Here is a 13,049-nt window from a genome sequence, read left to right as displayed (position 1 = left end):
CCAGTGTGCGAGTCGTCGTCATCGGTGCGGGGGTGGTCGGATCGGCGGTCGCGGCCGGGCTCACCCGGCGCGGCGCGCAGGTCACCGTCCTGGAGGCGCGTACCCCGGGATCCGGTACGACGTCCACGTCGGTCGCGTGGGTCAACGCCAACAACAAGACGCCCAAGGCGTACTTCGACCTCAACCACGCCGCCGTCTGGGCACACCACCAGCTCCCCGGCGACTGGTTCCACCCCATGGGCAACCTCGAGTACGCGGTCACCGACGAGCACAAGGAACTGCTCGAGGCCCGCGTGGAGCGGCTGGCCGGCATGGGTTACCCGGTCGAGCGGGTGACCGCCGGGCGCGCCCTCGCCCTGGAGCCCGACCTGGTGCCGCCGCCCGCGGGCGCCGAGTTCGTGTTCTTCCCCGTCGAGGCCTACGTCCAGCCGCTGCGGCTGCTCGGCCGGCTGCTCGGGGAGGCGCGGGACGGCGGGGCCGTGGTCGAGTGCGGCGCGGAGGTCACCGGCATCGAGACGTCGTCGTCGGGTGCGAAGGTGACGCTGGCCGGCGGGCGTACATTCGCCGGTGACGTGGTGGTCACCTGCACCGGACGCTGGACGCAGCGGGTGGCGGCGATGGCCGGGGCGGAGGTCCCGATGCTGGACCCGGCCGTGTCCGGCGCGGTCACGAACGGCTTCCTGGTCACCACCGCCCCGGTGCCCGCCCGCCTGTCGCGTGTGCTCACCACGGCGGGGCTCAACCTGCGCCCGGACGGGGGCGGGCGGCTGCTGCTGCAGTCGCTGCCCCTGGACGGCCGGGCCGACCCCGCCGTCCCGGTGCCGGCCGACGTCCTGGACTCGATCATGGCCCTGCTGCCCGGCGTCCTGCGTGCCACGGACGGGGCCACCGTGGAGCGGGCGGTGGTGGGCCAGCGGGCGATGCCCGGCGACGGGCTCACGGTGGCGGGCTTCGCGGACGCCGAGCGGCGCCTGTACACGGTGGCCACGCACAGCGGGGTCACACTGGCGCCGCTGCTGCTGGGCGAGGTGGCGGGGGAGCTGTACGGCGAGGAGTCGCCGCTGCTTGCCCCCTTCCGCCCCACCCGCTTCGCCGACGGCACCGCCGGCCCGGCCCCGGCCCCGGCTCGGCGGCCGGGACAGCAGTAACCCGCCCGCCGTACTCTGGCTGAGGTCCTTCGCGGCAGGAGGCGCAGGTGCCCTCATCCGGAGTACGGCGCGGCAGGCCCATGGCCGTGCGCCCGCGAAGGCAGGCCCGCCACCTAAGCTTTTGCAATGCCCCGTGAGCGACTCCGCCCCGTGGACCTGGCGCGCGAGCACGGTCTGTCCACGCAGGCGATCCGGAACTATGAAGAAGCGGGCATCCTCCCGCCGGCCGCGCGCACGTCCAGCGGCTACCGCGCCTATACCCCTGCCCACGCGCAGGCGCTACGCGCGTTCCTCGCCCTGGTGCCCGGCCACGGGCACCAGACGGCCAGCTCGATCATGCGAGAGGTCAGCAGGGGCGCGGTCGAGCAGGCCCTGCAGCTCATCGACGAGAGCCACGCCCAACTGCTCGACGACCGCCGCACGCTGCTGGCCGTCGAGCGGGCGCTTCGCGATCTCACGTCCGAGGACGGGTCCAGGCCTCTGGAACGCCACGAGCCCGTAGGCGACACCTTCATCGGCCCCCTGGCCAGAAGGCTCGGGGTCAGGCCCGCCACCCTCCGTAAATGGGAGCGCGCCGGGCTGGTCGATCCGCGACGCGACCCTCAAACGGGCTACCGCGTCTACACCGCCGCCGACGTGCGGGATGCCCGGCTGGTCCACCAGCTCAGGCGCGGCGGCTACCTGCTGGAGCAGATCGCGCCGCTGCTCGCGCAGGTGCGCTCCGCAGGAGGGGTGGCACCCCTCGAGGCCACGCTGCGTGACTGGCACGCCCGGTTGTCGGCGCGCGGCCGCGCCATGCTGGCCGGCGCCGCGGAGCTCGACGCCCTCCTGCGGGGAGCTCCGACGGATTAAGATACAGTACAGCTCTGTATATTAATCCGCCATGACAGGCAGACGGGATGACGCCATGGGTGCATACGTGCTCGGCTTCCACGACATCGACAAGACGCTGCTCCCGCTGGTCGGTGGCAAGGGGGCCAACCTCGGCGAGCTGTCCGCCGTCGAGGGCGTGCGGGTGCCACCGGGCTTCTGCGTCACCACCGAGGCCTACCGCGCGGTGGTGGAGTCGGACGAGACGGTCGCCCAGCTGATCGGCGGGCTCTCCAGGCTGCGGGCGGACGACCGGGGCGGGATCGCCGAGGCGGCCGCGCGGCTCAGGACGGCCGTCGAGACCCTGCCCGTGCCGGCCGAGATCGAGGGCGACATCCTGCGCCATCTCGGCGAGCTCGGCGACGGGTCCTGCGCCGTGCGCTCCAGCGCCACCGCCGAGGACCTGCCGTCGAGCTCGTTCGCCGGGCAGCAGGACACGTACCTGAACGTCACGGGAGAGCAGGCGGTGCTCGCGAGCGTACGGCGCTGCTGGGCGTCGCTGTTCACCGACAGGGCGGTGGCCTACCGCATCAAGAGCGGCTTCGATCACCACGCGGTCCGCGTGTCCGTGGTCGTGCAGCGGATGGTCTTCCCCGAGGCGGCGGGCATCATGTTCACCGCCGACCCCGTGACGTGCAACAGGAACGTGGTCTCGATCGACGCCGGGTTCGGCCTGGGCGAGGCGTTCGTGTCGGGCGTGGCGAACGCCGACAACTACCGGGTGCGCGCGGGCGAGATCATCGCGCGGAACGTCGTGACCCAGACCATCGAGCTGCGCCCCTCCCCGGACGGCGGCACGGAGGAGAGGGAGATCGAGCCCGCCCGCCGGCACGTCCAGACCCTGGCCGACGAGCAGATCGTCCGCCTCGAACGGCTGGGCCGCCGCATCGAGAGCCACTTCGGCCGCCCCCAGGACATCGAGTGGGGGCTGGTCGACGGCGAGTTCCAGATCCTCCAGAGCCGCCCCATCACCACGCTCTACCCGGTGCCCGCGACCGGCGACGGCAAGAACCACGTCTACATGTCGTACGGGCACCGCCAGATGATGACCGACGCCTTCAAGCCCCTGGGCCTGTCGGTCTTCGCGCTCCTGCACGACCGGCTGGGCCGCTCGGCGGGGACGGTGACCGGCGGCCGCTTCTACAAGGACGTGTCGCCGGAGCTGTCCTCGACGTGGGCCCGCGCGGTCACGCTCAAGAGCCTCGGTCAGGTGGACGTCCTCATGGCCAACGCGTTGCGCCAGGTCCTGGCCAGGAAGGACTTCGTGCGCGACCTGGCCCACGGCAAGACCTCGATGCTGGACTTCGGCGAGGGCGGGCTGCTGCCGATGGCCCGCCAGTACCTGAAGATGTCCGGCAAGGACGACACCGAGGCCGTGCCCGAGCTGATCGCCGAGAACGAGAGGACGGTCGAGGAGCTGCGGCGGGGCATCGCGGGCAAGTCGGGCGACGCGCTGTTCGCGTACATCCTGGACGACCACGACGTGCTGGCCCGGCTCACGTTCGACCCGCGCAGCGTGGCGGCGGCCTTCGTCGGCATCCAGGCGGTGAACTGGGTCAACAAGCACATGAAGGCCTGGCTCGGCGTGCAGAACGCCGCCGACCCCATCGCCCAGTCCGCCGACCACAACGTGGTGGCCGCCATGGGCCTCGACCTGCTCGACGTGGCCGACGCGATCCGCCCGTACCCGTCGGTGCTCGAGCACCTCGAACGGGCCGATCGCGACACGCTCCTGACCGGGCTCGACGGCCTGGAGGGCGGTCCGGAGGCCCGCCGCGCGATCGAGCACTATCTGCACGCGTACGGGATGCACTGCTCGGGCGACATCGACATCACCAGGACGCGGTGGAGCGAGGACCCCACCCAGCTCGTCCCGCTCCTGCTGAGCAACGTGAGGAACTTCCCGCCGGGCGAGCGCGCCCGCAAGGCCGAGCGGGGCCGGGCCGAGGCCGAGCGCACCATCGCCGACCTGCTGGAGCGCCTCAGGGAGCTGCCCGGCGGCGAGCGGAAGGCGAAGAAGGCGGCGCGGCAGATGAGCCTCATCCGCCACTTCATCGGCTACCGCGAGTACTCCAAGCACGCCCTGCTCCAGCGGTACGAGCTGTACAAGCGGGCGCTGCTCGCCGAGGCCGCGAAGCTCGTCGAGCGGGGAGTGGTCAAGGAGCCCGAGGACGTGTACTTCCTGTCACTCGAGGAGTTCCGGGAGGTCGTGCGGACCGGACGGCTCGGCTACTCGCTCATCGAGGAGCGGCGCGAGGCGTTCGAGGAGTATCAGAAGCTCACGCCGCCGCGCGTCATCACCTCCGAGGGTGAGGTGATCTCCGGCGAGTACGACACCGGCGCCCTGCCCGAGGGGGCGCTGGCGGGCATCGCGGTGTCGTCCGGCGTCGTCGAGGGGCGGGCCCGGGTCGTGCTGAGCATGGACGAGGCGGCGGTCGAGGAGGGCGACATCCTCGTAACGGTCTTCACCGACCCGAGCTGGTCTCCGCTGTTCGTCTCCGTCAAGGGGGTGGTGATGGAGGTCGGGGGAGTGATGACCCACGGCGCGGTGGTCGCCAGGGAGTACGGCCTGCCCGCGGTCGTCGGCGTGGAGAACGCCACCCGGCGCATCGAGGACGGGCAGCTCATCCGCGTCAACGGCACCGAGGGGTACGTCGAACTGCTCTGACCTGATCCTGTGGGCTGCGCGGATACGTGTAGGTGTGCGGCGCAGGTAGTCCATGCGGGCAGCTCGCCGGTGCCGACCCCGCACACCAGGCGCAGGGTCAGCGCCACCTGGCCTCCCGAGCCGGCGCGGGGTGGCAACAGGTGAAGATCAGGCGCAGGCGGTCATCGGGGATCGCCTTGTCGTCGGGCTCATCCATCTCGACCTCGTCCGGTTCTGCGAGCAGCGGCATTTTCGCCCGGAACACCTGGTCCCTGCGCAGGACGTCCAGTGCTTTGCGTTTGGCGGTGGTGGTGAGCCAGGCGCCGGCCTTGCGGGGCACGCCGTCGCGGGCCCAGGCCTCCAGTGCGGCGAGGTAGGCGTCTTGGACGCACTCCTCGGCCAGATCGAGGTCGCCGGCGACGCGCGCCGTCGCGGCGAGCACGAAGGCCCACTCGCGACGGTGCGCGTCCGCCACGGCGCGTTCGACCGCGGCCCTGCTGTCGCTCACTCCGCCGGCGGGCGAACAGCGGCCGGACCTCCACGCCGCCGCCGTCCAGGTAGTCCGGGTTGAGCTCGGCGATCTTCGGGGCGACGTCCAGATCCGGTGTCTCCAGGATGAAGAACCCGGCGACGGCCTCCTTGGCCTCGGGCCGTCGGTGACGAAGCCGCCGCCGCGCACGGACGTGGCCGTGGTGCTGGGCTGCAGCGCATAGCCCGCGACACCGCGATGCCCGCCAGCGCCCTCTCGGGCAGGGCGCCGGTGTCGTACTCAGGCGAGATCTTCATCGCGTCGCCCGGCGCCGGCATGTAGACCAGGACTCCGTACTGGGGCTCTGGAAGATCATCAGGCCGCCGCTACGGCTCGGGGATGACTTGGCATACTTCTCCGGTGGATATATCAAGGGCTTCCTGGCGTAACACGACGCACGACTGGGCGAGCGTGGTGGACTTCGGTCACTTGGCGTGCATCCGTCAGAACCCGGACACATTCGCTCCCGGTGGTGTCCGGCATCTGATCCTTGAAGTCGTCGCCTATGCAGCCGACGAGGCGGAGTGCAACAACGGAGGGTGCTGTGTCGTGACACTCCACCCCGATGGCTCAGTGTCCGTGGCAGATGACGGGCGAGGCACTGACACCCGCTTTGACGAAAATGGACGGGTCGTGAAGAAGCCGGTCATGGCGTCGAAAGACCTGCGGTTCTTCGATCACCCTGACGCACAGTTGCTGTTCGATGGTCATCCGCGCCGGGGCATGTCCGTCGTCGCGGCGCTCAGCGAGTGGCTCGTCCATACCAACCGCCGCCACAACGGATCCTGGACTCAGCGTTACGAACATGGCGCGCCCGTGACCGATCTGGTACCGATCGACGATGACGGCACGACCGGGACGGTCGTCCACTTCCTCCCGGAGGAGCCTGTGCGGGTGGCGAGCGGCGATCCCATCCCGTTCGCCATGCCGTGGCGATGCCTGTCCGTCGAGGTCGACGACCGGCGCCGGCCACGGACACGGCCGAGAAGGTGACCGGTGGCCGCGCGCGCACCTATGGCCGGTGGACGCGGGACCACGTCGCCGAATTCGGCGGCTGAGCCGGTCAGACGGTGCCGTGGGGGTTGTCGATGACGTAGCGCCACTGGCCGTCGGGGCCGCGGCGGACGACGTCGGTGGCGGTGCCGCTCATGTCGATCTCGGTGCCGTCGCGTGCCGTGCCGCGCATGGACCAGTCGACGATGAGCAGGGCGATGTCGCCGGCCACGTACGCGTGCCTCGGACGCGCCTCGATCGGCAGCCCGAAGCCCTGCAGGTGCTGGTTGGCGGCGAGTCGTGCGGGGCCGGTGACGGGATGGCCGGGCACCGGTACGAGGACTGCGCCGTCCTCGTAGACGTGGTCGATCGCCTGAGGGTCGCCGGCGTTCATGGCCGTGACGAAGCGGGCGGCGGGGCCGTCGGGGTCTCCGGTGAGAAGCACGTAAGGCCGGGATGTGTCATGACTATTCATGACAAAATGATCATAACACGCTCCGGCCTGTCTCAGGCCGGAACTCCGCGGTCTCGCGGAGCCCGAGATTGTCGTGGGCGCCCGCTAGGGTCGCCGCGATGGCTGACGCAGCGGAGGTGTGTTCGTGCGCCCGTTCTTCTTCCCGGCCCGCTGGAGAGGCGGCCGGGTGAGCGCGTGGGAGCGGCTGGTCAAGCTGGCCGCGCGTGGTGCGACCGGCAAGGTGGTTCGCCTGATCGGCGAGCTGGACGCGGCCGGTCGGAAGGAGGTCGCGGAGCGGCTGCCGGGATACGTGGCCACGTTGCGGCCCGAGGGCGACGGGTCGGTCCGGCAGGAGCAGCTCAGGTCGATGCTGCTGGCCGGGGTCGGGTGCCTCGGTGGGGCGGCGGCCGTCGCGGCGTGGTTGTTCAGGCGCGAGTTCCGCTGGATGCGGGGCGACGACGAGCTCGTTCTCGAGCTGCTGCGTGAGCGGCCCGCCGCGTGGAAGGCAGACGTGGCGCGCCGCATCGCCAGGCGGCTGCGCGTGCCCGAGCTGCGGCATTGGGAGGTGGCCGCGGCGTTCGTGCGGGAGACCGGCATCGAGCCGCCGGCCGGTGACGCGTTCATGGTGGGCTGGTTGCGCGCGCTCGACTCGAAGCCGGTGGCCACGGATCCGCTGTTCGCCGCGTTCGCGCCGCGGATCTTCGAGATCGACGGCCTGGGGGAGGCCCTCCCCGATCAGGTGGGCACGATCGTCCGGCTCGTCGAGGACGGGCTGCTGGAGCGGAAGGTGGTCATCGACGGTGTCGTGGGGCGGCTGCTACGTGACGGGCCGTCCGCGCCGGCCGCCCTCGCGATCCTGCACGACCGGCTCGACCTCGACATCGACGAGTCGGCCGAGCGGGCCGCCGACTACACCAGGCTGCTGCCCGCCGGGCCGGTCCCGGTGGCCGATCTGGCGCTGGCGCAGCTGCGGCGGCTCGAAGAGGCGGGGCGGCTGGAGGAGGAGCTGTTCGCCGAGGCGGTGGAGGCGCTGGCGTTCCGGCCGGAGAAGAAGCTGCTGCGTGCGGTGGTCTCGTGGGCCGGCGACGCCGTGCTGCGCGACGCGGGGCGGGTGGACGTCGTGCTGGCCGCGCTCTCCGTGATCTTCGCGCAGGATACGCTGGCCCTGCAGGAGCGCGCCGTCCGGCTGGCCGTCAAGCTGGCCCGGCAGGCCGGTGAGCCGGGTCGCGAGGCCATACGCCAGGCGGCGGCCGTGCTGCCCGGCGAGCTGCGGGAGAAGATCTCGGCGGCGTACGGCGGCGGCATCGAGGCGGAGGAGGTCGCCGTCACCCCGCTTCCCGCGGTCGGGGACGGCCCGGCGATGCCGGCGCCCATCGCCTCGGCGGAGCGGCTCGTACGCGAGGCCGCCGCGCCCGACCTGGACCCCTACACGTTCGAGCGGCTCCTGGCCGGGCTGGCCGAGTGGTCGCACCGGGCGCCCGCCGCGCTCCGCGAGGCATTGCGTCCCTGGTCGCAGCCGATCGATCCGGTCTTCTTCGGTCATTACGGGGACCGACTCTACGACGGGGCGGTTCAGGCCGTGCGCCGGGCCTTCCTCGCGTTCGCCTCGCCCGAGGACAGCAGGTCGCTGTCGAAGACGGCCGTCAAGCAAGCGCTGCCTCTGCGCGCGTTGGACCGGATCTACGTGCGCCGCGCCCACGAGCTCGCGCGGTCGTTCGAGGGTGGCAACGGCTACCCGGTCCTGCTGGCCACGCCCACCGCGGGCACCGGCCACATCGACCCCGGTGTGCTGCTCGATCGCCTCGAGGTGCAGGAAGCCGCCGGCGTGCGGGCGCTGCCCCTGGATCTGGCGCAGGCCCTGCTGCGGCTGCCTCGCGACATCCCGGAGGTGTGTCGGCGGCGGGCGGAGGGCCTGACCTCGGAGGCGGGCCGCACGTGCGACGCCTGGATGCGCGGCGGCCGCCCGGCCGATCCGGGAGTGAAGGTCCTCGTCGTGGAGCATCGCCCGCGGCAGGGGGAGCCGACGCGGGACTTGAAGGCCGAGCTGTCGGGCGACCTGCCCGAGCCGATCCGCGAGCTGTACGAGCTCGAGACCGGCTACGCGTACACGCTCGAGTGGTGGCCTCTCGTCATGCCCTCGCACCGGGAGGTCGTGGCCGCGCACCTGATCTGGAACCTGTCAGTCGGCATGGAGTTCAACGACTTGCCCACCCAGGCGCTGGTGGGCCTGGCGTACGCGGACGGCCCGATCGGTGAGGGCATGGCGCACGCGCTGGCCTGCGGCATGGGCCACGCGAACGCCACCAGCCGGGCGGCAGCCACCGACGCGCTGCTGACGCTGGCGGCGCGCAGGCAGGTTCCGGTGGCGGCGCTGGGAAAGGCGCTCACGGAGCTGGTCACGCGGGGCGTTCTCAAGCTCAACCGGGTGGTGTCGGTGCTCGACGACGCCACGCAGGCGGGGGCGCACGAGACGGTGTGGGAGCTGATCGTGCGGCTGCTGCCGGGGCTGCTGCCGAAGGAGGGCGAACGGCCACGTGCGGGGGTGGCCGACCTCCTCGCGGCGGGGGCGAGGGCGGCCAGGATCGCGGGGATACGTGCTGAGCTGCCGGAAGTGGCGGCGGTGGCGGCCCGCAAGGGTTCGAGCCGGATGGTCCAGGAGGCGCGGCGGTTACGGCACCTCGTGACCGCCCCTGAGAAATCTACATTGTAAAGGCGTCGGGATCGGTGTGCCGTCGTCAACCGAACCCCGCGTACAAGTGGCTCCTGTCGCCGGTCTGCGGTGCCCACTCCGGGAAAGCCCAGCGTGCGGCGTGGTCCCGGAGCCCGGAGAGCCGTCGGTCCTGACCTGAGGAGGCCGTACTCCACGGTGTCAGGAATGGCGCCAAGAGCAGTTAAGCGCTGTTCAGCGCCGCCAGTGGCCGCCGCGGCAACGGTAGATGCGGCCACGGGAGGTTCCAACAGCGCCCGGTGTGCCGCAGAACCCGCCCGGGCGGACGTTGCCGACCTGCATCGGTTCCGGTTGCGGGTGCGGACGGGGCCGGCGGGTCTTCTTCCGCTTGAGGCGTTTGCCCTTGCTGGGGTCGTGGTCATCGATGTCGTTGAGGGTGGTCGCTCCGTCGTAACGGTCGGCGACGCCGTCGTCGCCGCGGCCTGCCACGGGTCGCGGTATCCGAGGTTCCGGCGTCCAGGGCCTGTACGACGGGATCGGCGCCGGCGTGTAGGCGGCAGACGCGGGGGCTCGGTCGTCGTTGCCGAAGAGGGCGCTGCATCCGCCCACGACGAGCAGGAGGGCGACGACAAGGCAGCCGCACCCTTTCGCTCGATTGCGTGCTGCGGGGTTGATGGTCGGCATGGAGCGTTCCTCCCAGGAGGTGCGTGAGCACAGACAGTAGGTGAGACGCTGCAATGCGCTACTTGGTTGGTGTTGTTTGCGCCGGCTCCATTCGGGTGCCCGGCCCCCGCGGCCTGGAGCCTTCCGCGTGGCGGGGCCGCCACCCGCATGACCGCCACACGCTCCACCGCCGGCCCGCACGTCCTGCACGTCAGTCAGCACATTGCCCACCAGGCGTTCCACATCACCGCACCGACCAGCGTGCTCATCCGCCCGGAGGGATACATCGCCGAATTCTGCAGCTGGCGCCGGTGCGCCAACGTCACCGAGAGGCGCCCTGTCCAGCTCCGTGCTGAACCAGGACGGCGCCCTCGGCCTCATCGGCGAGGGCGCCGTTTTCCGGCATTGCCGGGTCCTCGGGCGTCAGATCTTCAGCGGAAGGCGGCTCACTCCTGTCATGGTCGGCGTGGGCATGAAGTTCACCGGGTCGCCCGGGTCGGTGCACAGGCGGTCGAATCGGTCGAGCAGGATGTTCAGGGCGACGCGTCCCTCCAGGCGGGCCAAGGGGGCGCCCAGGCAGAAGTGGATGCCGCGGCCGAAGCCGAGATGCGGGTTGGGGTCGCGGCCGGGGTCGAAGACGTCAGGGTCGGGGAACTGCCGGGGGTCTCTGTTGGCTGCCCCGAGCCAGGCCATGAGCATTTGATCGGCCGGGATCGTCACGTCGCCGATTTCGACTTCGCGGGTGGTGGCGCGGCCGAGGGCGGCGAACGGGGTGAGGAAGCGGAGGGATTCCTCGATGACGTCCGGGATCGAGGCGCGGTCGGCCCGTACCTTGTCCTGTTGTTCGGGAAAGGCGTCCAGGCACAGCACCGTGTTGCCGAGCAGCATCGTCGTGGTGATGTGTCCGGCGAGCAGGAGGACGATCGCGAAGTTGACCACTTGGCCGTCGGGAAGGCGTTCGCCGTCCACCTCGGCCTCGACCAGCCTGGTGAGCAGGTCGGCGCGCGGCTGTCGTTTTCGTTCCGCGGCGTGGCCGGCGAGGTAGGCGGCCATGTCCTTCCACGGTTTCAGCGTGGCCTCCATGTCCACGTTCTGTTCTTCGGCGGGCTCGGCGAGTGAGACCTTGGTGTCGCGCTGGAACAGCCCGTCGGCCCACTGTTTGAACAGGGCGCGATCGCTGCTGGGCACGCCCAGGAGTTCGGCGATGACGATGACCGGGAGGGGATAGGCCAGATCGGTCACCAGTTCCAGCCGGCCGCGATCCTGTGCCGCGTCGAGCAGTTCGTGGGTGAGGGCGGCGATCCTCGGCTCGAGATCCGCGACGACCTTCCGCGTGAAGGCGCTGCTGACCAGCTTGCGTAGCTTGCCGTGCTCCGGCGGGTCGATCTGGGTGATGAAGCCCTCCAGCGAGAGGTCCTTGCTGTCCGGTCTCAGGTGCTTGGGGATCACGCGCATGGTGTCGGAGGAGAACGTGGCGGGATCGCCGAGGACCTCGTGCAGTTCCGGGTAACCGTAGACGTTCCACATCCCGGCGCGGGCGTCGTACTCGACAGGCGGGCCCGATCGCTGCCCGCGCAGCCAGAAGTGCTGTTCGGGGATGTTGTACCGCTCGACGATGTCAGCCATCGCCTCTCCCTTGGTCGTGGGTCTGTTGTCGGTATCCGTGAAAGGTTGGGATGGACTCCGTGGCCTGCCGAGTGTTCAGAACGTGAAGCGGTATTCCACGGATATGTTCCGCAGTCCCGGTACGGCGTTCATGAGCCGGTAGATGACGCGGTAGAGCCGTACCGGGATCCTGCGGTAGTGCGTGGTGAGGGGAACCTGGTCGGCGCAGGTGAGGCGGGGGTTCCAGCGCTCGACGTCCCGGCCGTCGCGCGGGGACCAGTGGAACAACTTGGTCATCCGGACCACCCATGGAGCCAGCCCATCGAAGATCAACTCGCCTGAGGTGAAGTGGTCGGTCAGCCGCTGCAGCAGGCGGCGCACCTCGGACGGGGTCAGGTAGGGCAGCAGCCCCTCGGCGATGATCAGGGCGGGGCGGTCGGCGGGGATCTTCTCCAGCCAGCCGTCGTCCGTCACCGACGCGCCGATCATCCGGTACGAGCCGTGTTCCGGGTAGATCTGGCGGCGCAGGTCGATGACCTGGGGAATGTCGAGATCGAACCAGCGCGGCGCCCCCTGCGGGCCGAGCCGGAGCATCCTGCTGTCCAGGCCGCAGCCCAGTTGCAGCACGGTGGCGTCCGGATGCCGGGACAGGAAGGCGGCGCTCCAGTCGTCGAGCTGCCGGGCCCGCAGCGCCACCAGGAACTGGTTGCTGTTCGGCCGCATGCGCCGCTTCAGCTTGGCGAAGTCGTAGTCGATGCGCCGGATGGCCTCGGCCGCGTGGTGGTCGCCGAGGATCGGCGCCGGTAGCCGGCTCTCCCATGCCCGCAGGTAGAGGGTGCCCAGGAGCGTCCAGGTCACCCCTTCGTCGGTGACGCCGCTGAAATCCACCTTTTCCGCGTTCATTCGACGCCCCCATCGTCTTCCGGTTTCTCGCGGTACTCCCGCCAGCGCTGGAGGAACTCGTCCAGGTCGCGCGCGGTGAAGGCGAAGAACTCCCTGGTGTCCTCCAACCGCGCCCGCTGCTCGTGCCGATCGTCGCCGACGACCGAGAGCCCGAAGTCCAGCGTCTCCAGGACCGGCTGCATGGCGGCCAGCTGGACCCGCATGACGTGCTCCCATCCACCGTGGACCACCTGGTAATGGTGCTCGCGGCTCGACGTGGGGACGCGCTCGATCATGGCGACCGCCTCCAGTTGCCTGGCGACCGTGCTGATCGCGGTCTTGCTCACGCTGAGCTGCGCCGCCAGATCGGTGAGGGACTGGTGTGGTGGGTCACAGATCATCAGCCACGCGTACAGGCGGCCCATCGTCCGCGTGCCGCCCAAACGCTCCATGACCAGCCCCAGCCGGTCGACGAACTCGCTTTCCCGGGGATCCATCTATGCCAACTCCGACAGCATCGTAAAGTACGTACTTTACGAAGCGTACGTCCGCCCTCGGCCTTGGGCAAGGGGCCAGTACGTCGCTCCTTG

Annotated in this window: 11 protein-coding genes; 5 read left to right on the top strand and 6 right to left on the bottom strand. The window is 70.7% G+C overall.

Annotated elements, in window-relative coordinates; genetic code table 11:
* Positions 1-5 precede the first annotated feature (5 nt).
* From ACQPWU_RS31860 to rph, 3 genes are all read left to right on the top strand, one after another.
* A complete protein-coding gene (locus tag ACQPWU_RS31860) occupies positions 6-1,148 on the top strand; it encodes an NAD(P)/FAD-dependent oxidoreductase (RefSeq protein WP_433428143.1) in 1,143 nt (380 codons plus the stop codon).
* Between the two features lie 126 nt (positions 1,149-1,274).
* Entirely contained in the window at positions 1,275-2,000 is a 726-nt protein-coding gene (locus ACQPWU_RS31855) for a TioE family transcriptional regulator (RefSeq protein WP_433428141.1), read from the top strand.
* 31 nt (positions 2,001-2,031) lie between these two features.
* Positions 2,032-4,686, top strand: a complete 2,655-nt coding sequence (gene rph / locus ACQPWU_RS31850; RefSeq protein WP_433428140.1) for a rifamycin-inactivating phosphotransferase — start codon at positions 2,032-2,034, stop codon at positions 4,684-4,686.
* A 97-nt stretch (positions 4,687-4,783) separates the two neighbouring features.
* On the opposite strand, the gene ACQPWU_RS31845 is transcribed toward rph, so the two are convergent.
* Complete coding sequence (locus ACQPWU_RS31845; RefSeq protein ID WP_433428137.1) at positions 4,784-5,173, bottom strand: sigma factor; 390 nt, start codon at positions 5,171-5,173, stop codon at positions 4,784-4,786.
* A 381-nt stretch (positions 5,174-5,554) separates the two neighbouring features.
* On the opposite strand from ACQPWU_RS31845, the gene ACQPWU_RS31840 reads away from it, so the two are divergent.
* A complete protein-coding gene (locus ACQPWU_RS31840; RefSeq protein WP_433428134.1) occupies positions 5,555-6,187 on the top strand; it encodes a hypothetical protein in 633 nt (210 codons plus the stop codon).
* 70 nt (positions 6,188-6,257) lie between these two features.
* Here ACQPWU_RS31840 and ACQPWU_RS31835 read toward each other — a convergent pair whose 3' ends face one another.
* Positions 6,258-6,662 (bottom strand): YybH family protein, encoded by a 405-nt coding sequence (locus tag ACQPWU_RS31835; protein ID WP_433428132.1) that lies wholly within the window; start codon positions 6,660-6,662, stop codon positions 6,258-6,260.
* A gap of 124 nt (positions 6,663-6,786) precedes the next feature.
* Between ACQPWU_RS31835 and ACQPWU_RS31830 the strand changes: the two genes are divergently transcribed.
* Positions 6,787-9,351: a DUF6493 family protein gene (locus ACQPWU_RS31830; RefSeq protein WP_433428129.1), complete on the top strand. Its 2,565-nt coding sequence runs from the start codon at positions 6,787-6,789 to the stop codon at positions 9,349-9,351.
* Between the two features lie 192 nt (positions 9,352-9,543).
* Here the strand turns inward: ACQPWU_RS31830 and ACQPWU_RS31825 are convergent, their stop codons facing one another.
* The 4 genes from ACQPWU_RS31825 to ACQPWU_RS31810 form a co-directional block, all read right to left on the bottom strand.
* A complete protein-coding gene (locus tag ACQPWU_RS31825) occupies positions 9,544-9,993 on the bottom strand; it encodes a hypothetical protein (RefSeq protein WP_433428126.1) in 450 nt (149 codons plus the stop codon).
* A 402-nt stretch (positions 9,994-10,395) separates the two neighbouring features.
* Entirely contained in the window at positions 10,396-11,598 is a 1,203-nt protein-coding gene (locus ACQPWU_RS31820; RefSeq protein ID WP_433428123.1) for a cytochrome P450, read from the bottom strand.
* A gap of 75 nt (positions 11,599-11,673) precedes the next feature.
* Complete coding sequence (locus ACQPWU_RS31815; RefSeq protein ID WP_433428121.1) at positions 11,674-12,480, bottom strand: class I SAM-dependent methyltransferase; 807 nt, start codon at positions 12,478-12,480, stop codon at positions 11,674-11,676.
* On the bottom strand, positions 12,477-12,956 hold the full coding sequence (locus ACQPWU_RS31810) for a GbsR/MarR family transcriptional regulator (RefSeq protein ID WP_433428119.1): 480 nt from the start codon (positions 12,954-12,956) through the stop codon (positions 12,477-12,479). The genes ACQPWU_RS31815 and ACQPWU_RS31810 overlap by 4 nt, the downstream gene beginning before the upstream one ends.
* Between the last annotated feature and the right edge of the window lie 93 nt (positions 12,957-13,049).

Source organism: Nonomuraea sp. CA-141351 (assembly GCF_050944675.1).
In the GTDB taxonomy this organism is placed as follows: domain Bacteria; phylum Actinomycetota; class Actinomycetes; order Streptosporangiales; family Streptosporangiaceae; genus Nonomuraea.
Note: the sequence above shows the minus strand (reverse complement) of the source record. Positions and strands in the feature narration are given on the sequence as shown.